The 20,312-nt window shown below is 61.7% G+C and carries 14 protein-coding genes; 3 read left to right on the top strand and 11 right to left on the bottom strand.

All coding sequences use genetic code 11. From position 1 onward, the window contains the following. The first annotated feature begins 174 nt into the window (after positions 1 to 174). From GE027_RS13535 to GE027_RS13545, 3 genes are all read left to right on the top strand, one after another. The gene (locus tag GE027_RS13535) at positions 175 to 369 is read left to right on the top strand and encodes a Flp family type IVb pilin (protein ID WP_153557736.1); all 195 of its coding nucleotides are present in this window, start codon (positions 175 to 177) and stop codon (positions 367 to 369) included. A gap of 2 nt (positions 370 to 371) precedes the next feature. Continuing rightward, complete coding sequence (locus tag GE027_RS13540) at positions 372 to 881, top strand: hypothetical protein (protein WP_153557737.1); 510 nt, start codon at positions 372 to 374, stop codon at positions 879 to 881. A gap of 210 nt (positions 882 to 1,091) precedes the next feature. Then, complete coding sequence (locus GE027_RS13545; protein WP_153557738.1) at positions 1,092 to 2,084, top strand: DUF3500 domain-containing protein; 993 nt, start codon at positions 1,092 to 1,094, stop codon at positions 2,082 to 2,084. A gap of 45 nt (positions 2,085 to 2,129) precedes the next feature. Here the strand turns inward: GE027_RS13545 and GE027_RS13550 are convergent, their stop codons facing one another. From GE027_RS13550 to GE027_RS13600, 11 genes are all read right to left on the bottom strand, one after another. After that, entirely contained in the window at positions 2,130 to 3,812 is a 1,683-nt protein-coding gene (locus GE027_RS13550; RefSeq protein WP_153557739.1) for a hypothetical protein, read from the bottom strand. 194 nt (positions 3,813 to 4,006) lie between these two features. Then, entirely contained in the window at positions 4,007 to 4,339 is a 333-nt protein-coding gene (locus GE027_RS13555; protein ID WP_153557740.1) for a four-helix bundle copper-binding protein, read from the bottom strand. Between the two features lie 343 nt (positions 4,340 to 4,682). Beyond that, positions 4,683 to 5,873, bottom strand: a complete 1,191-nt coding sequence (locus tag GE027_RS23435; protein ID WP_390621597.1) for a hypothetical protein — start codon at positions 5,871 to 5,873, stop codon at positions 4,683 to 4,685. A gap of 82 nt (positions 5,874 to 5,955) precedes the next feature. After that, positions 5,956 to 9,543 (bottom strand): efflux RND transporter permease subunit, encoded by a 3,588-nt coding sequence (locus GE027_RS13565; protein WP_153557741.1) that lies wholly within the window; start codon positions 9,541 to 9,543, stop codon positions 5,956 to 5,958. Between the two features lie 13 nt (positions 9,544 to 9,556). Continuing rightward, the gene (locus tag GE027_RS13570) at positions 9,557 to 11,482 is read right to left on the bottom strand and encodes an efflux RND transporter periplasmic adaptor subunit (RefSeq protein WP_237607529.1); all 1,926 of its coding nucleotides are present in this window, start codon (positions 11,480 to 11,482) and stop codon (positions 9,557 to 9,559) included. Positions 11,483 to 12,104: 622 nt separating this feature from the next. Continuing rightward, on the bottom strand, positions 12,105 to 12,458 hold the full coding sequence (locus GE027_RS13575) for a hypothetical protein (protein WP_153557743.1): 354 nt from the start codon (positions 12,456 to 12,458) through the stop codon (positions 12,105 to 12,107). Between the two features lie 637 nt (positions 12,459 to 13,095). Further along, positions 13,096 to 13,263 (bottom strand): hypothetical protein, encoded by a 168-nt coding sequence (locus GE027_RS13580; protein ID WP_153557744.1) that lies wholly within the window; start codon positions 13,261 to 13,263, stop codon positions 13,096 to 13,098. Positions 13,264 to 13,378: 115 nt separating this feature from the next. Further along, positions 13,379 to 14,431: a DUF1559 family PulG-like putative transporter gene (locus GE027_RS13585; RefSeq protein ID WP_153557745.1), complete on the bottom strand. Its 1,053-nt coding sequence runs from the start codon at positions 14,429 to 14,431 to the stop codon at positions 13,379 to 13,381. A 413-nt stretch (positions 14,432 to 14,844) separates the two neighbouring features. After that, positions 14,845 to 16,077 (bottom strand): hypothetical protein, encoded by a 1,233-nt coding sequence (locus tag GE027_RS13590; protein WP_153557746.1) that lies wholly within the window; start codon positions 16,075 to 16,077, stop codon positions 14,845 to 14,847. Further along, a complete protein-coding gene (locus GE027_RS13595) occupies positions 15,989 to 18,262 on the bottom strand; it encodes a hypothetical protein (RefSeq protein ID WP_153557747.1) in 2,274 nt (757 codons plus the stop codon). Before GE027_RS13595 ends, GE027_RS13590 begins: the two co-directional genes overlap by 89 nt. Before the next feature lie 373 nt (positions 18,263 to 18,635). Continuing rightward, positions 18,636 to 19,772 (bottom strand): prenyltransferase/squalene oxidase repeat-containing protein, encoded by a 1,137-nt coding sequence (locus tag GE027_RS13600; RefSeq protein ID WP_153557748.1) that lies wholly within the window; start codon positions 19,770 to 19,772, stop codon positions 18,636 to 18,638. Between the last annotated feature and the right edge of the window lie 540 nt (positions 19,773 to 20,312).

A 20,312-nucleotide genomic window follows, 5' to 3' on the forward strand; every position in this document is an offset into this window, starting at 1 on the left:
TATTCTAACCTCCCAGACAGCGCAGCGTCAGAACCCGCCCAGCTGTGACAATCCGAACCGGTGAACACGAGGACCGTTTAGAAAACCCGTTCTGGGGGCGGCCCCGAAGCAGGGTGACATAGAGTTTAGTAGCCACGACTTGCACCGCTTTGACTTCTACGAGACTTTCGTTCGATGAAACTCCCAAACGCCCTTTCCGCCGTCGGTCGGTTCCTGCTCGAGGAAGACGGACCCACCGCTGTGGAGTACGCCGTGATGCTGGCTCTGATCGTTGTCGCCTGTGTGGGCTCGGTCATGTTGTTGGCAGACAGAACCAACGAAAGTTTTAAAACTTCGGGAGACGCCATCGACGGCGCGTTCAATCCCTAGCCATGGCCAAGCAATCCACGACGCCGCTGCGCGTCCAATTGATGATCGACCGACCCGTTCAAGGCACCTTACTGTGTCGGGCCGGGATATATGCCGGTGCGGGGCTGCTGTACATGTGCTGCGTCCTGTTCTTCTCCCAGGCGCTCTCCGATCCGACCCTCTCCTGGTCGCAGCACCTGAGCACTTTCGCTTGGGATGCGCTCTTTTGGACTCCCGGCGTGTTGGTGCTGCTGCCGATCGTGGCCCATGACGTGCTGCGGATGACCAACCGTTTCGCCGGACCCGTGTACCGGCTCCGCACCGAGATGACCCGCTTGGTCGCCGGCGAAGAAGGCCGCCCCATCAAGTTTCGCGACGAAGACCAGTGGATGGAATTGGCGCCGCTGTACAACCAACTGCGAGCCGAACTGCTGGAGCTCCGCGAGCAGGCCGCCGAGCGTGATGCCGACGCGGGCGAGAACCCCGAGCGCAGCGGCTCCGCCGAACCGGCCCAGCCCACGGTCAGCCTCTGAGGCGAGCGGAGTGGTAAACGTTGGTTGGAATAGATTTCGCTCGCGTCGGGACATACTAGACAGACTCTGCGGAGAGTGCTGAGGCATTAAGTTTTGAAGAGTCTTTTGGAGACGGGGGCGAGGCGGATTTTGTGGACGTTGCGGCGCGAGTGCCTTACATTGCAGGTTCTCACCTTCTGAATCCCTCCGTCCTATCGCTGAGGTTTCGCAATGACGATTCGTCCCACGCGTCGCGAGTTTCTTGGTTCTTCCGCCGCTTTGACCGCTGCGGCTGCCGCTCCCGCCCGATCCCGAGCGGCAGAGGCCAACCCGACTTCCGAATCGTTGACGCGCGTCCTGTACGATTCGCTCAGCCCCAAGCAACGCGAAGAAGTCTGCTTTGCCTGGGATCACCAAGACCCGCGGCGCGGCTTGCTGCGCTCCTTCGTGGCGAATAACTGGAACGTGACCAAGCACGAATTGGTCAGCGATTTTTATACCGATGACCAACAGCAATTGGTCCGCGACATCTTTGAATCGATCATCGCCCCCGAGTGGCACGATCGCTACGATCAACAACTCGAAGACGACGCCGGCGGGTTCGGCAACGATCAGAGCTTGGCGATTTTCGGTAATCCCCACGAAGATAAATTTGAACTCGTGCTGACCGGCCGCCACATGACGCTTCGCTGCGACGGCAACTCGGCCGACCATGTGGCCTTTGGCGGACCGATTTTCTACGGGCACGCGGCCGATGGTTTTAATGAGGGCAAGGATCACATCGACAACGTGTTCTGGCCTCAGGCGGTCGCGGCCAACGGCCTGTATAAGATGCTCGACGGCAAACAGCGCAAACTGGCCCTGCGGCCCAAGACGCCGCGCGAGCAGAGCGTGGCCTTTCGTGGTCCCGAGGCCGACCTGCCGGGGTTGCCCGGCAGCGAGATGTCGGCCGACCAGAAGGAACACCTGCAGCGCGTGCTGCAAATGATGCTGGAAATGTATCGCGACAGCGATCGCAGCGAAGCGCTCTCCTGCATCAAGGCTCAGGGCGGACTGGATGCCTGCCACCTGGCCTTCTACAGCGACCACGACATCGGCGGTGACGAGGTCTGGGACAACTGGCGTCTGGAAGGCCCCTCGTTCGTTTGGCACTTCCGCGGTTCGCCCCACGTGCACGTCTGGGTTAACCTGGCCGATTCTCCGGACGTACCGCTGAACGCCTGAGTCCAAACGGCTCACGGGTAGCAAGCGGTAATGGCTGCCGCGACGTTAGGGTATGACGCGCTGGCGCTCGTCGATCAGGGACTGAAAGTCGGAGATCTTCGAACGCAGCTCGGGGTGCTGGCCGGCGGTCAGTTCGAGTTGTTGCTGCAGCGACCCGGCCGCGGCCCTTTGATCGCCGCCTTCCTGCTGGACATAGCAGGCGAAGGCGTTGTTCACGCTGGTGATCGTCTGCTGGCTAGCGCCAGCGAACTCCAGGTCGCTGATGATTTCCGCCAACCGAAACGCCAGCTTCATATGCCCGTGGGGATCTCCCGGCAGCGGCCCCTCGGTCATCGGACTGCTCCAGGCCGAGCGAAACTCGTCGGCCGCTTCATCGCCGGCGCCCGCTTCATCGCCGGCGGCTGACGCGATGCCGGCCAGGTCATCATCGTCGGGCTCGTCCCAGTCGCCAAACAGCAGCTGTTCTTCCCGGAACGCTTCGAGAGTCTCGTGCTGTGAGAAGGCGAACTCGCCGTCCATCTCCAGGCTCTCGCCGGTGAACATCGAAAAGCTCGGGCCGAAGACGCCCGAGTGCAGCAGGTCGCAGATCGGGCAGTTGCAATCCAACGTGTGGGATTCGCCTTCCCAGGTTTCCATCCCGACGATGGGCAGGTTGTCGCCACAGGGGACTCGCCTGCGACTGCACTCGATCACGAACTGCGGTGGGGAACCGCCTTCGAACGGTTCCTTCAGCCAACTGGTTTTGGCCGACGACATGACGGCGATCAACTGCCGCACGATCGCGTCGCGATCGCCAGCGTTGTTGGGGCGGTGCGCCTGCTGTTGCTTCAGGCACCACAGCCATCCCGCCTCGATCACATCGCGACAGAGGTGGAAGTACATCAACAATTCTTCGCGTCCCATCGGAGCCTGGGAAAAGCCGTACGTGTCCTTCGGGGCGGCCACGACGGTGCCTCCGGCGGATAACCGTCGCCGTTGGCCTTCGATCACGCTCTCGCACCAGTCGTGTGCTCCGTGCAGGAGGTCGCGAGGCTTGCCCCCGGCCAGTTCTTCGCGCGGTGTCATCAACCAGTCTCGGTGCACTTCCACGGTTTTCTGATACAGCGCCCGGTACACCTCACGCTGCTCGGGCGAGCCTTCGGGAATGCCGTCTTCGAGGAACACGGAGGCGACGCGCCCGGCAAGGTCCTTCAGCATGACGTCGCCGTACAGCAGGTCCCGATCGGCGTGAGGAATTCGGGGTTCGTTCTCCCGCGGCGATTTGGCCGCCTCCGCCTCGACGTGTTCGTGCAGCTCCCACCAGGGCGGCAGGTGAAACGGCAACGGGTAACTCTGCGAAGCTTCCTTCGGAGCCAACTCCAGCGTCGCGTGGGGCGTCAGCAATTGGATTTCGCGCCCCGTAAAAATCCGCTTGTCCACCAGGTCGAACAACAGCCAGTCTGCGGTGGATCCCAGCCGACGAAAAGCCGTTTCGCGGTCCGAGGCGTGCAGTGCCAAGTCGGTGACTTCACCCGCGACGACCGGCGTCCGGTATCGCGGCCAGTACGCGGCCACTTCCTGCCAGTCGTGTGGGTCCTCCGACAGCGACGCCCACAGCGTCAAAGCGGCGTCGTATTGGACCGCGTCGCCCAGCAGCCACCCCGAGGAATCGCGAACCACGACCAGCACCGGATCGGATTCGTCCTGCGCACCGGCCGCGACCCCTTCCCGTCCTTTTCTTTCGTCCATTGCCCCATTCCAAAATTGAAGGAAGAAACTTCGTCAACGACGAGTCTGAGAATCATCCTAACGAATCGGAGCCGAGGATGCAGGGAAGAAAATAGACAAAGATGCGGGGAATGTCGCGGCGGTGATTTGATGTTCAGTTGGCGAGAAACGGCTCGCGCCGGCGCGAACCTCAGCCAGGAAGCCTGTGCCACATCTTAGGCAGCCATGGCGGTGCAGCTCTGCTCGCACTTGCGGCAGCACTCGACGCACTTGTCCATGCCACCCACCTTTTCACAGCTCTCCGCACACGCCTTGCAAATCTCGGCACAGGCGCGGCAATAATGTTTGTGGAAGTCGCTGTTGCGGCTCATGAAATCGATGCACGCGCTGCACGAAGCCATGCAGTCGAGCATCACCTTGACGTGCTGCTGGGCAACGTGATCGCCGCCCTCTTTCAAACACGTGTCGGTCAACATGTCTGCTAGCGTCGTCTGACATTCCTGGCAGTTGCGGATACAGTCCTGTTTCGATGCGGTTGCGGTAGCCATACGTTGCTCTCCTGAATTGCTAAAACAGTTGGGTAAGGTCGGAAGGGCAAGAGCGACACGAAACGTCGAATGTTCCTGCCTGCTTATCGCACCGCAAAAATGCAAACGCAAATCACATACCGGACTAGGGTATGGTGTCCGCAGACGCCGGAAACCCTGCGGTCTCGCGTCGTATTTCTCGTTACGCCGAACGCTGAAAAGGCCGTGCGGCTCACTTCCTGGTTGATCTCGGACCATCGGCCAGTGGCTGGCAGCGAGCAAAAAAAAACGGCGGGGGCAGCGTGACTTCGGCTGGCCACTCGAGCCGGCTTCCGTGACACCACCCCCGCGGATGCGAAAGAGGTCAACGAAGCTTCGGAGCTTGGACGCCCTGTGCTTCGAGAGCCTTCAGGTACTTCTGCGGGTCCGCCGCGATCCGTTTGGCACATCCGGGACAGCAGATGTAGATCGCCCGACCGGCCGCATGGACTTTGTACGGACCGCCCATCGCGTCGAGTGGCTCGTCCATGACCGGGCACTTTTTCTGCGCGGCGATGAAGGGCTTGTCCGCACCGCTCACTTTAAAGACACCCGCCCGCACCGCTTCGGTGCCGGCAGGGACGACCGCGGACTGACTCGCTGCGTCCGCCTTGACCGCGGCGGCGGGAGTCGCCGTGGCGTTCGGCGATCCGCCCGCCGGATTGCCATACACCCTCGCCAGGTACTTGGCCGGTTCGGCTTGGATCTTCTTCACGCACCCTTTGCAGCACAGGAAGATCGGCTTGTCGCCGACCGAAACCTTGACCGGGGTGCCCATGCTGCCCAGCGGTTCATCCATCACCGGGCAGACTTTCTGCCGAGCGATCGTGTCGGCGTCGGCCTTGGTCGCCGAAGCCACGGTGACCTCGGGGCGACCGCTGACGTACTTGGCGGGGTTGCTTTCGACGGCACCAACGCAGCTTGCACAGCAGACGAAAACACGGTCGCCGCCGAGTGCGACGGCGACCGGGTCGCCCATACTGCCCAGCGGTTTGCTGCTGACCGGACAGATCTTCTGGCGAGCGATCGCGGCGGCTGCCAACTGAGCTTCGCTGGCCGGAACCGTCGCCACTTCGGTCAACGACACCGGGCCCTGCCCCAGTCCCAGCAACGTCACTTCGACTTCGATCTGTCGACCGGCAATTTTGGACAGGTTCACCGGCGCGGTCAGGCTACCGCGGCCGTCGGGCAGCAGGTCGTAACGGTATCGTTTGGCGTTGCCTTCGATTCGCAACCTCGCCGCACCGCGCGCGCTGTCAACCCGCACGGCCGTGCCCGAGGCATCGTACACGTGCATTTGGATGCCGGCCTGGGTGACCACGGTTTCCAGTTGCCACGGACCGGCTTGCCGCAACGTTCCGCCGCGGGGCCCTTGGGCTGTGCGTGTCGAGGCGGGATGTGTGACGGCGTTGTCGACGCGGTGATTGTGGCCAGCGTGTGCATCGCTGGTGGGCCGTTGGGCAACCGCACCGTTGGCACCCAGTGCTAACAGGATCGCGGCGGTAGAAAGCATCATCTTCATCAGGGGGAACTCCGTTGGGGTAGTGTTGCGAGTCTCCGACTCGCGGGGGCTTCGAGCAAAAGAACGTAGGAACGATTTAGGCTGCCATGGTTTCCTCGGGGTTCGTGGTAGAGGTCAGAAGGTCGGCTTCGGACGGGTTCCAAAGTTCGTCGGACAGTCCGAGTCGCATCTTGGTTTCCAGGTAGGCGCTGTACAGCGTGGGCACGATGAAGGATGTGAAGGGTTCGGCCAACATGCCGCCAAACACCGGGATCGCCATCGCCGCGGCCACGTCCGCGCCGCGGCCGGTGGCCAACAACACCGGCAACAAGGCTGCCAACGTGGTGACCGTCGTCATCATGCAGGGACGGATCCGTTTCAGACCGGCTTCGTAGACCGTGTCGCGAATGTCTTGGACCGATCGGACGCGGCGTCGCTTCAGCAATTGCCGAATGTAGGTTGCCATCACGACACCATCGTCGACCGCCAAACCGAACAATGCGATGAATCCGACCCAGACGGCCGTATTCAGTTCGACCTCCATCCAGGCCACCAACACCATCCCGCCGGCAAAGGCGACCGGGATCCCGGTAAAGACGGCAAACGAGATCGGCAGGCTGCGAAATTCGAAGTAGATCAACAGCAGGTTGATGCCCAGGACCAACGGAATGATCCACATCAGCCGGCGGTTCGCTTCGATCTGATTCCGGAAACTGCCGACCGCTTCCAGGGAGTAACCGGCCGGTAGATCCAAACGCTGGGGGTTGGAGATCGGCAGCATCTGGGCGGCGCGAAGTTGTTCCTCGATCGCGGAAATCGATTCCAGGTCGCCTCGAACGCCGCTGGTCATGAACGACACGTGCGCCACCAGGCGTCCGTTCTCGCTGTTGATCGCACCCGGACCCCAGGACGTTTCCAGGGTGGCCAGTTCTTCCAGCGGAACCACCGCACCGCTACCGGTGACCACCGGCAAACGAGCCAGCCCGTCGATGTTTTCGCGGAGGTTGCGGTTGTACCGCAGCCGCACCGGATACCGTTCGCGGCCCTCGACCGTGTTGATCAGGTTCATCCCGCCGAGGGCGGTTTCGATCACTTGGTTGACCATCGCCGAGCTCATCCCATAGCGTGAGGCGGCGTCGCGGTCGACGGTAAATTCCACGTAGGGTTTGCCCAGCACGATGTCCGGATTGACCGTGCCGGCGTTGACCAGCGGCGATTTCTTCAGTTCGGCGGCGACGTCCATCGCCGCCTCGGCCAACGCATCCAGTTGATCGCCGTAGATACGAATCGCCATCGGCGCCTTGATGCCCGACTGCAACATCACCACGCGGCCCTCGATCGGCTGCAGCGCCGAAGCGGGCGTCACGCCGGGCAGCGTTGCCACCCGGTTGATCTCGTCCCAGATGTCCCGGGCGGTGACGCCCTCACGCCACTCGCTTTGCGGCTTCAGCATCACGTAGGTTTCGACCATGCCCCCCGGAGCCGGATCCAGGGCCGATTCGACGCGGCCGATTTTCCCCAGCACGTCGGCCACTTCGGGGATCTCGCCGATCAACACATCCTGGGTCTGCAGGATCTGCATCGCCTGAGAAAAACTGGCGGCCGGATACAGCGTGGGCATGTAGAACCAGCTGCCCTCATCCAGGGCGATCCAGTCGTCGCTTTGCAGGCCCGTGAACAGGTGTTTGGCGTCCACGTATCCGGGAACTTCGTTCAGGTCCGCACCGAACACGCCCGCCACGCGTTCGACCGGCTGGAGGACTTTCGGTAACCCCAGGTAGGCGCCCAGGCCCAGCACCAACAGCATCGCGGGGAACGACAACGCGATGAGTTTATGATTCAGCGCGTAACGCAGGCGGGCGGCGTAGATCCAGCGCACAAAGCGACTGGAGGGAATCGCTTCGATCGGACGGATCCGCTCGCGCATCAACACCCAACCGAACACAAAACCGATCGCCGACAACATCGCCGCCAGCGTCGCGTGCAGGACCCAGCCCGCAACCGCCTGCTCGCCGACGCCGACCCAGCCGGCGATCCGCACCGCCGACGACTGGCTGATCACCAACATTCCGGCCGCGCCGAACAGGCCGGCCGCGATCGCTCCCACGGCCGCGGCGGTCACGCGGTTTTGCCGGGAACTGCGGAGCAGCAGCCGGCACAGGGCGGGCACGATCGTGACGGCGGTGATCATCGCCGCGGCGATGGCAAAGGTCTTGGTATAAGCCAGGGGCGAGAACAAGCGGTAGTCGCGCCCGGTCAGGAAGAACACCGGCAGGAAACTGACGATCGTCGTGGCCACGGCCGTGACCACCGCCGGGGCGACTTCCACGGCCGCTTCGTAGACGACGTCGGCGCGGTTCTTCAGCGGTCGGCCGCCGCGCTGTTGCGGCGTGTCTCCCGCCTGGCGTTCCCAGTCGGCCAGATGCTGGTAAATGTTCTCGCTGACGATGATCGCCATGTCGACCATCGTGCCGATTGCGATCGCGATTCCCGCCAGCGACATGATGTTCGCGCCCACGCCCCAGGCCTGCATGGCGATAAAGGACATCAGCACGGCCACCGGCAAACAGATCGCCACCGCAAAGCTGGTGCGGATATGCATCAGGAACAGCAGGATGATCACCGCGGTGATCAGGATCTCATCACGCAGCGCACCGGTCAGCGTGCCCATGGTCTCGTCGATCAAGCCCGTGCGGTCGTACACGCCGTGGATGGTCACCCCGCCGAGGGCCGGTTCGATATCGCGGATCGTTTCTTTGACGCGTTCGATCACCGTGCGCGGGTTTTCGCCGTACCGCATCACGACCACGCCGCCCACCGCTTCGCTGCCGTTGTAGTCCAACGCACCGCGGCGAAAGTCCGGCCCCAGTTGCACGCGGGCCACATCGGCCACGCGTACCGGTACGCCTTCGCGCTGCAGCACGACCGTGTCCTCGATGTCGGCGATGGTCTGGGCCGTGTCGCCGCCGGTTCCGAGGAACCCTTTGCCGCGAACGATGAATTCCATGCCGGTGGTTTCCACCGTCTTGGCGCCCACGTCCAGGTTCGAGGACTGGATGGCGGCGGCCAGTTTGTCCAGCGAGACGTTGTGGAAACGCAGTTTGTCCGGGTCGACTTCGATCTGGTACTGACGGACATAGCCGCCGATCGAGGCCACTTCGCTGACCCCTTCCACGGCCTGCAGTTCGTAGCGGACGACGAAGTCTTGCAGGCTTCTCAGGTCCGCCAGCGACATGCCTTCGGCCGGAGGGCGGAGCACGTAGTAGTACACCTGGCCAAGCCCCGTGGCGTCGGGCCCCAGCTGCGGCACCACGCCCTCGGGCAATTTACTGGCCGCCGTGCCCAGTTGTTCCGAGACGCGGCTGCGGGCCCAGTAGAAATCGATCGAGTCCTTGAAGGTGACCTGGACAAAGCTGTTGCCGAACATGCTTTTGCCGCGGACCGATTCCGCGCCCGGCACAGCCAACAGCGACACACTGAGCGGATACGTGACCTGGTCCTCGATGTCCTTGGGCGAACGTCCCGGCCAGGAGGTCAGGACGATCACCTGGTTCTCACCGACGTTCGGAATCGCATCGATGGGGACCGCGCGATAACTGAACCAGCCGGCGATGCTCACGCCGATGGCCAGCAGCAAGACCAGCCACGGTTCGCGAACGCAGAAATGGATGATGGCTCGTAACATGGGGCCTTGTCTCCTACTCGGGCGCCGAAGCGATTGCGGGTACCGATTCCATGGCAAGGTCCGAAACGGTTTCGCCACAGCGAAGCATTTCCTCGCCCCAGTACGGGTTGGCCAGTTGGCCACCGGGCTGCATCCAGTCGCCGCCGCCGCCGGGGACCATCGGGCAGTAATAATGCGAGAGGCCAGAGGCCGTCTGTGGTCCTCGTGCTTCGGTGGCCGCTCGCAGCAGCGAGTGGCTGACGGTGCGGAAGGCGTCTCGAGCGGTTTCCAGAGAACCGTCCATCCGCCCGGCGGCTCGGCGAGCTCGCGCGAAACGACGCTGGGCTTCATCCGGTACGTCGGCCAACGACTCCAGCCGCGAGAGCGCGTCGATCATTGTGTTCAAAGCCACCGGCGGCGGAGCCGTATCGGCCGCCATCGCGGATTGCAGTTCAAAGTACGCCGCGTACGCTCGGTCGAACTGCTGACCCGATTCCCCGGCCAACAGTGCCGGTTCGGAGGGCGGCAGCGGCAGCGGCCCCGGGGCGTGGGTGACCGCCTTGCTGGGGTCCAGCAGCGACGGATTGCCCGCCAGTTGCATCTGCGAATCGATCAGGAAGTTGCCGCTGGTGGCGACCCGTTCGCCCACCGCCAGACCCTCCACGATCACCGCTTCGGTGTCGCTCATCGCGCCCACCGTCACACGGCGGATTTCGAATCGTCCGGGGTCGGTTTCCACGTACAGAACGCTGGTGTCGCCGGCCAACAGCACCGCATCTCGCGGCACCTTGACGACATCGCGTTGAGGGATCGGTTCGCTGGCGAAACCCAGCGTCGACGTGGGCACCAGGTCCATTCCGCACAGAGGACAATCGCCGGGATCATCGCGAATCACCTGCGGGTGCATGGGACTGATGTACTTGCCCGCCAGGGCCGGATCGTAAACCAGGTCGCGCGGCACCGTCGGCACGCTGATTCGAGCCGTGGCGTAATCGCCCGGCCGCAGTTTGCCGTCGAAGTTCATGATCTCGACCCGCACTCGCACCGAGCGGGTTTGCGGGTTTACCACCGGATCGATAAAAGCCACGCGGCCGGTGAAGACTTCGCCGGGCAACGAGCGAACTTCGGCTTCGACCTGTTGGCCGAAACGCACCAGAGCGGCGTCGTCGGGAAACAGGTCCAGCATCAACCACACGGTGCTCAGATCAGCGACACGGTAGATCTTCTGTCCCGTTTTGACGTAGTCGCCTTCGACGGCCGCCTTCTCGATCACGGTTCCACTCTGCGGCGATTTAATGCGAATCCGCGAGGAGGCTTTGCGCGAGCGGCGCAGCTCCGCGATCTGGTCTTCGGTCATGCCCAGTTCGATCAGTTTCTCCTTGGCCATCTCCTGAAGGTCGGCGCGGTTGATTTCAAAGCGACCGATCGAGCCGGTTTCCAGACTGGTCACGTACTCGGTCTGGGCGGAGTACAGCTCGGGGCTGTAGATCAACGCCAGGTCGTCGCCTTGATTGACTTTCACGCCCGCGTAGTTGGCGTACAGCTTTTCCAGCCGGCCATCGATATACGCGGAGATCGTGCTCTGGCGACTCTCGTCGTAATCGATCGATCCGATGGTGCGAATCGTGCGATGGACCTCACCGCTGGTGCTGACGGCCGTTTGGATACCGACCAAGCGGCGGGCCGCCGGTTCGATCGACACCGAGATGCCGTCGCCGCCGCCACCGCCGGTTGCCGGCACCAGTTCCATTTCGCACACCGGGCAGCGTCCCGGTTCGCTCGATGGAGGCGTGCACAGCATCGGACAGATGTAACGGGTGTTCGCATCGCCCGTGGCTACTGCGGCCGATGCGTCCTCGTCGCCGCCGAAGCCATCGCGGGTTACCCAGCCAGAGCGTTGCACCCAGCCCAGCACGAACAGCCCCAGTGCGATCACCGTCAACACCGCCGCCGACTGGATGCCGACGCGGACCAGAAGCCGCGCGAAGGATTCACCCGCCGAGTCACCGCGCGCCGGTGCTGTGGTCTGTTCGGTGGCTGTGGGGTTTGCCGCTACCGGCTCTTCGGTCCCAGGAGAGGCCGGAGCAGGCTGTGCAGCAGGCGCCGCGTTCTCAGACGCGGCGTACGGATTCTCGGGCGAGGCGTACGGATCGGCTGTGGCGCCCGGCGACGCAGGCACAACAGTACCGTCGGCGTTGGAACGCGCGTCGCTGGTTGGGTCGCCGCTGGGCTTTGCCGCATCGGCGGCGTCGCCGGGGTGTTTGGAATGTTCGTCCTGCATAGTGCATCGTCCTTTAGCCGTCTGCACTGCCCTGCCCCGCGTCCATTGCGGTTCGGTCGTGCAGAGTGAGCCGTTGCGAGAGGACGCGGGATAGTTCATCCCGCGATTCCGCCGGTCCGGCTGATGGCTGAATCAGTTGAAAAAGGTGACGTTCAGACGAGCGAGCCGCGAATCAGGGCCCGGGCGATTGAATCTGTGGGGCCTGAGTGGACCACGAGGTCGATCGCACGAGGCAAACGCATCACGCTCGAAACAGATGGTGACGCACCGCATGCGCAGCACGTCCCAGAGGCCGGCGGGCTTACAGCCGCCAGCTACACAGCAGACGTTGTCCAAAATGGTCGTACGAGGATCCGATACCGGCGCAGAGATCAGGACGCGGACGCGGCACCAGGATCGCGCCAGCCAGATCGCTGGCGTCGAGCATCGCCACCAGAGGAAGATCACGCTGCTCGCTGCTGGGCGCCCGAGGGCTGGGCGGTACCGCAGGTTCGCCATCCACACCGCACAGGCAATTCGCTTGCACGCCCGGCACCGATTCGGAAGCGGCCACAGCAGCGTGGCCGCCGACGGTGGATTCCTCGTGGGCGGCTTGATCGCCGGCCTGTTGATGGTCGCCGGAGCCGCTGCGGTCACAGCAACTCCTGGTGGACACTTGGCGACAGCATCCGCAGGACGTTGAGGTCTGAGCCGCTTGGCAGCACTGGCATCCTTCGCTCGATAATGCCGCGACGGAGTTTTGTCCGTCCTGGCAGCTGACCTGAGCCGCGCGGACCGCCAGCGGCTGCATCACGATGGCCGCGAGCAGGCAAAGCTGGGTGGTTCGGTGGAGGACAGGCGAAAGAAACAAAGTGATCGGTTCCAAAGGACAAAGGAATATACCCTAACCTGGTATGTCTTTTTTATCGTGCAACCCGCCGTTCGAATCAATACGAATTCTTTGCGACCGGCGGCGGAACTTAAAAAAGGCACCCGCCAGGATAGGGGGGCAGCGTCGCGAAGGGCTGACCGTTCATTATCGTCAGCGGAGCACGGAAATGCAAAAGGCAAGGCGGCAAAGCACGTTGTCGGCCGATTCACTAAGCACGTCGCAACCTTTAATTCGGCATCACTCTCCCTTTGGGAGAGTCGGGCTCTTAGGCCCGGAGAGGGTTTTCGCAGGGCCCTCCCCGGGCCTAAGAGCCCGACCCTCCCGCTGCGCGGGAGGGTGTTGTCGCGGGGTTTCACCGAAAGATTCATGCCGACGTGCTTAGCAGACGAACCGATTCTTTCGATGTTGCCGGTCGTTCGCCTTAGGTTCCCTCTTCGCCTTCGATGTATTCGGGATCTTCGGTTATCGCGGTGTCATCTTCATCCACGCCGAGTGGTTCCGATTCGACTCCGCAGCCAACCAGAGGCAGGGTCAGCAACCCAGTCAGAAGTGCGAGCGAGAGGGCTTTGGAAAGATTCGTAAGCTTCATCGATTAGGGATCTCAAAACAAAGGAAGGAGCGTTGTGATTACGACTCAACAAAACGCCCCTGTCCACACCGGGGCGAACCAGCGAGGACGGGGGCGGGGATCTCGCTAGGTCCGATCAATCAAATTGAGCGGTCTCACCGTCGAAGCTACCGCCCAGCGCCCGGTAGGTCGCGTAATCGACAGTTTCTGCCATGAACTGAACACTGCCATCGCCGACACCAACCAGCACCCCGCCCGGGTGCTGCGAACGCGCAGCGTACATTGCCCAGTTACTGTTTTTATGGCAATCCCACAGATCGCTGTTGGGCGACATCAGCGTGCTAAAGGAGAGGTCATTGGCGCTGTATCCACGCAACCAACTATTGCCGCGGGCGTTTGTTGAACTGGTGCTAGGGTTACCCGCACACAGATTGTCCGTTTGTGTGTAGGTTGCCGCTTGGGCTGCGTAGGTGCCGGACGCGTTTGCCGACGGGTTCTCGTTGATACGAGGATGCCCAATGATCCCTTCCGAGAAGGCGATCGTATTGGAGAGGCCGTCGGTGATCGACCCGAAATCACGGGTGCTACCCCTGCGTGTCGGGCCCTGATAACGGATGCCATCAAAGAAGCCTAGGCTTTTGCCATTCCAACGAAGCTGGGCGTCGGGACCGGTGCAGGCAAAGTAATTCGTCGCTCCGTAATTGCTGTTCGACGGATGCCCGGTTTGCTTGTTTCCCGCCGGATCGATCCAATTCACATTGCCGTTTCCGCCGTCACTGGGACAGCGAAAACTGGCCACCACCGTCGGAGCGATGGTCCAGTTTGTGTTGGGCCTTTGGTTGCCCGACCACCAATGCGGAATGGTGAAGTCCACCCGATCATAAAGGGGTTGCTGTTCCATGTAGGGCAGGATTCGAGCACGCCAACTGATGATTTGGGTGTTCCAATCCGAGCCGTAGATCACGTCGTTCCGGTCTCGCAGCGGGGCGATCGCGTTCATCGTGTCGTGATAGTTTTGAATCGCAAGCCCGAGCTGCTTGAGATTGTTGCTGCACTGCATCCGGCGGGCGGCTTCGCGAGCGGACTGAACAGCTGGTAGTAAAAGTCCGACCAAAACTCCAATAATGGCAATAACGACTAATAATTCGACTAGGGTGAAACCTCTGGGGTTTCGTCTCACCGTTCTCATGAAAAGTCTCCGACAAAAGAAAAGATCGTAAACGTCTCACGTGCCTCGGCACGTGCCTTGGAGGCAGGGCAGTCGTCTGCCCGCCAACGGTCAACAAAACGACCGATCCGCAGCACATTGAAGATTTTAAGGTGCTTTAGTCAGTCCTTAAGCGGTTTCGATGATAGGGTATGCCCCCCTTGAGTCAAGCAAGAAGTTGTCTTCAGGCTGTTCTGCAGAGGGGGCGCGCGCTGGCGGCGGGGCACGACACAGGCCGTTAACTGGGTTGTTTCATCCCTTCAGGTGAATTAAACGGCCGTTCACATGAATTTCGGTTTCGTCGACTTCCGATAGATTTTGCCGCAGCCTGGAGCAACCGATCCACCGCATGCGTCGTTCGTCGTTGAAGGCATCGTCGGCAGTTGCCGTCCGGCCTACGGATCCCGTTTGTCGTGCGTTCGGCGGATCCAATGATCGGTAAATTCGAGTCCTTCACCGGCGGCTTTCTTGGGCATGTGGCATTCGATACAGGAAGCCGTCAACGGTTGCTCGGAGCAGGAGATATGCGGCGTTCGACTTTCGGATTGCCGTGCTTGAGTCGTGTGGCATTCCCGACATGTCGCGTTGAAAAACTCGGGATCCGAGCGGGTTGGAAGATGAGGATCGTGACACGACATGCAGTCAAATCGCGGATAGTGTTTCTGTCCTGCTTCCGAATTCGCTTCTTGGAAACAAGGACTCAGGGCTATTCCTACCGGCGCAAAGCGAACCAGGTGAGAATGTTCGGGAGTTAATTCCTCGGGGGTCATTTCATCTGCTCGACGATGGCATTCTCCACAACGGTTGATCGATTCGATGGCGGTCAGATGAGACCAGGAAAAATCCAATGGTTCTGAACCGTCGGAGGCCGCGTGAGCTGCCGCTCCGCTGTGGCAGCGTGAGCAATCGAGGTTGGGGACTAGGTTCTTGAGATCGATTCCCGCCGCCGCCGCGCCCGCCGGATCGACCTTTCGTTTGCGAGGCAGCCAACTGACGTGGCAGCCGAAGCAGCGTTCGGTTTCGTCGGCGTTGGCCGTTCTGCCAAGTCGCGGAGGAACGGTTGCGGTTCGGGCAGTGCCGGGCGTTGGGTGAAGTTGATCGTCGGCATACCAGGAAAGCTGCAACTGGGTCAGGCGGTCCAGGCCGTCAGGATCTTTATCGATCGACACCGGCGTCATGGCATGCTCTCCGGAGCCGAACACCCAGTCGACGCGGCGAGCATAATCCAGGTCGTCCGCACGAAACCACAGTTCGTTTTCCTGTTCAAAGAAACGGAATGTCCTGCCGTCGATCGTCGCCTCTTTGTTCAGAAACCGAGACTTGACAATGGGGGCGGTTCCCCGGTGGAGCGTCCGTGAATGCGGCGCGGACTGAAAGTTTTCGACGATCTGCAGATGACATTCGCTGCAGCTGCGCGCCTTGACACGCAGGGTGCCGGCGGTCACGACCGCTAGAGGAGGTCGTTGACGCGTGTGGAACGCGTAGAGAACGCCGGCGATCAGTAGTAAAGCGAGGCAGGCAAAGAGCGGCTTTCTCATGCTATTCGTTTCCTTTGTGACGAACGCTACCCGCCCCGCGGGATCTGTCGAAATGCTCGGGTCGGTACTCGACTTCTCGGGCCAGCACAAGTTCCCGCAGCGGGCTTGCCAGATCGCGCTTTTTGAGTTGGGCGATCAACTGATCGGCGCGGTCATAATTTCCACTTTCCAGCGCCGCGCACAGGCATCCGTATAGAACCTGTGGCGGTGCATTGCCAGCGGCCATCCGGGAGCTCGCTGCGAGCATTTCGGAAGCACCATCGCGGCGGTAGATAGGGACCAAACTCCGCAGCGCTTCGGCGGCTGAGGAGTCGCCGGTCGCAGAGAGAGGAGGATCGAAGGAAGCCTGGAAGTCGTAGGACGCATCGTCCGCGGGAAGTGACGCGGGGACCGTGGGGGTTGCGGCGAGTGACCGAAACCAACTGGCCGCCCCAGCATCGATGCGTTCCTGATCTGCGAGTTCTCGTTGGCACTGCAGGAATGCATCTTGCAAACATGGATCGTCCGGAAAGAGCCTCCGCCCAACCGTCACGACGCGAAGCGCCGCGTAGTGCAAATCCATCGCGCGAAAGACCTCGGTCTGCTCACAAACGGCCGCGGCGGAAATCGGCTCCGGGACCTGTCCGAATCGATCACGATCGAACGCAGACCCACTGGACGGCGGCGGGCTGTACTGCCAATACCGATATTCGATCGTTTCGCGGTTTCGAAGGATTTGGATCATCTGCTGGACGTAGGCTTCGTCACCGGCAACGGCAAATGGAATCACGACCGAGTCGAGAGACAAGGGTTGCCAGGGCGTGTCTTCCAAACCTCGAATCCCGACAGTATTGGTATTCGATAAACAGATGAGCGTGGTGTTTCGTTCGGCAAAGGGCAACCAATATCCTCCCGCCGAACCGTCCGTTCGCCAATAACGCATCAATCGATTGCGGCTCAGATCGCGCAGCAGTTGAAGGTGCTTTTCGAAACGTCCTTGTCGGACGGCTCGCAGTGGAATGTCTTGCACTCGCAGCCTCGTTTGACCCGCCGCTGGCGAGGGAAGTTCCGGCAGGATCCAAGCCAACATCGCGGCACTGCGCGTGTCATCCGCGAAGGCTGTCCCATACGGACGGGTTCGCTGCAAACTGTTTTGTAGCAGACGGTAGTCCTGACGCCGGTCGATCCCCCATCCGAACGACGATAGCAGCCCACTGCTCCAGATTGCTACCAGCAGCACGAAGGTCGAGATTGCCGACTGCCCGGCAACAGACCAACGGTTTGGCTTGAGCACCGCGGGCTGCGGGTCCATTGTCGCGATCGGCGCCGTGGGACCGCGCCAGCGGATGGCCAGATTTATTGTTAGCCAGAGGATGGCTAGAGGGACGTTTTGCAGCGAAGCCCAAGCGAACCACTGGACGACCGCGAACCCCAGCAGATCGTATTGATTCACGTGCCGACAACGTGTTCTGGGGCGAATGAAGAGCTCACCGATCCAGATTCCGGTCAAGACTAAAAAATACAGTTGATTCCAGCCCCACGTGTTCTGCAGCATCGATCCCCAGGGCGTGGCGGAAAGGATATAGCCCGGGTTCCCTAGGAACGGCAGAAGCGTTTGCAGCGAATCGCTCCAGGCGAAAACTCCACGCGGATTCATGCTGCCACCGATGGCGATCGCGGTCACCACCGCCATGCACCATGGCAGGGTGATTGCCTTGCGTCGCCATCGATCCAGCAGCGCCACCAAACACAGAAGTGCCCCCAGAACGAAGCCGGCGGCAAGGTTGCTCCAGACCGCAAAGGCGAACAAAACGGCGGCAAGCGTCTGCGGCCGCGAAAGAGGACTCGCCGTGTCAGACGTCGATGCCGGCTCGATAACACGGCGAGAGCGATCGTGAAGCCATGGAGGTAGAAACGCGATCCCTACCAGATCGTAGAACACCGGCTGCAGCCCCAGATCAGCCGAAAGTGCGATGGCCGTTAATCCGAAGAGAACCAGGTGAGGTGCGAACAACCACCGCCGCGAGCGTCGTGTTTTCCAGAGGATAACAGCCGCAAGGATCGGCAACATCATCCGAACCAGCATTCCTCCGTTGAAGCCTAGGCTCTGGTGAACGACATACAGCGGCAGGCCGCCCAACCAATCGGCCTCCGCCTCTGATTCCATCGATAACAGCGAAGCACTCGGTCGGATGTGACCCTCCCAAACCGCCCGCCCGCGGCTCATCTCCCACCACAGCCCATCACCGCCGACCGGCTGGCAGGCGACGATCACCATCACAGCAGCAAACGCCAAAACGGGAAGCCATTCCGAGCGACGGTCCGTTCGCTTCAGATCGGAAGAGGACGCCTCTGCGGTCGCCGATGGGGAATCCGTAGGAGGCTTTCGGCGAGCCGGATTTCGAGGCCGTGAAACGTGACGCTTCGACAACAGGAGCCTCCGGAAAGATTCGAAACATAGAGGTGTTGAAAAGACGCCCGAGCGGTTTGACGACAACAGCGCGGAGGCGACGCTCTATCATCGTACCGATACTCGCTGCGCGGAACCGCGAAGCGATGGCAGTCGAGAGCCTCGGATGCCAATTTCCGAGGTTGATGTTAGTGATTTTGCAGGGGGGTGATAAAAGACAAGCCGGCGAAATCCGTCGTGGTTTCGCCGGCCGGCACCCTTATTTGCAGTACGACAGGGCCAGCAGGGCGTAGGCGGTGACCAGGCTGGCGTCGCCTTCCATCCAACGCTTGTTTTCTTCGTTGACCCACGAACCATCGGGCTGCTGTTTTTCGGCCAGCACCGCGGTCAATTCCTGTTTCCAGTCGTGGGCCTGGCCCTCGGCGTCTTTCAGGGTTTCGACCTCGGCCACGTCCAGGGCTTTGGCGAACGTGTGGTAGTAGTAGTACAGCCCCGCGGCGCCCATGCCGGGGTTGGACTCCAGCGAGTAATGGGCGCGGATAAAGTCCATCGCCGCTTTCACTCGCGGGTCATCCTTTTCAACGCCCGCATAGATCAAGCTCTTCAGTCCGGCGTAGGTCATCGAGCCGTAGCTGCGCAGGCCCCCGTTGGCCGTCTGGTTGGCTTGGCTCTGTCCGCCGGCGGCAGGCGTGTAATAAAATCCGCCGTCGTCGATCAGGGCGGCGAAGGGCGTGTCGTTGGCCGGCGATTCCAGGTTCTGCGTGCGACTGACGAATATCAACGCCTTCTGGATCGCTGGGTCGTCTTCGTCGGCACCCAGCTCGCGGAGAGCTTCGATCATAAAGGACGTATTGGACAGGTCGGGCCGGTTGTGGCTGCCGTAACCGGCTCCGCCGTAGGCCGTGTCCGATGGCTCGATGCCTTCGCCCTCGTCCCACTGCAGGCCGCGCAGGAATCTGTCGGCCCCGGCCAACGTCTCGTCATACTTGCCGTCTTGGTTGGTCAGCCGGAAAGCGGTTACGGCCACGGCGGTCTCGTAGTTGCGGTGCTTCGAACCCGGAGCGTAGATGCCGCCGTCGGAATGACGGTGCTTTTCCAAGTAGTCCATCGCTTTGCGGACCACCGGATCGGAGATCGCTTGCGGACGGTTTTTCAGGATTGCCGAAACGCACAGCGCCGTGACGGCCGGGCCCGCTTGGCCACTGAACGAGCCGTCATCGGCTTGAGCCTTGTTGCCCAGGTAGGCGATCCCCTGCAGGACCGTGGCATCGAGCTGAGCCGAGCTGGCTTGTTGAGCTGCAGCTCGCTGGGGGGCGGCGACGACCGCGGCCAACACCAAGGCGGCCAGCGGGACAGCGCGATGGGGACGAAGCAAAAACGTGAATCGAAGGGGCATGTAAGAGAGACTCCGACGAGTTGTGAGTAAACGAGAGGTTGGTCCACTTCAGACAAGAGCGTGGTTAAGCAACCGTTATGCCACGAAGCCGCCGGCCGCCTGGAAAGGCCCGTAAGACCGTTTTTGCAGGGTTTTTTGCGGGCCCTGTCTCTTTCATTCTAGGCCCCCGCACAAGTTGGCCGCGGGGAAAGATGGAAAAATGTCCCCGGCCGGCGGTTTTTTCGCCGCCGGCAATAGGTGAGCCGTTTGGGCGATAGCCCCCGGTTCGGTACGCCGCTGGTTCAGTACTGGAGGTTGTGCGGGGGAACCGTGGGCTAGCGCCCTGCGGCTGATGAGAATGCGGCTGATGCGTCTATCAGCCGCAACGCGCTAGCGTCCGGTTCGGTACGCCGCTGGTTCCGCACTGGAGGTTGTGCAGGGGAACCGTGGGCTAGCGCCCTGCGGCTGATGAGAATGCGGCTGATGGGGGGCTGGTTTTCACAGGCTGGAAGCCTATGCCACTGGTTTTCACAGGCACCGACGCTTATGCCACGAGGGCTT

The organism is Roseimaritima sediminicola (assembly GCF_009618275.1).
GTDB lineage: Bacteria > Planctomycetota > Planctomycetia > Pirellulales > Pirellulaceae > Roseimaritima > Roseimaritima sediminicola.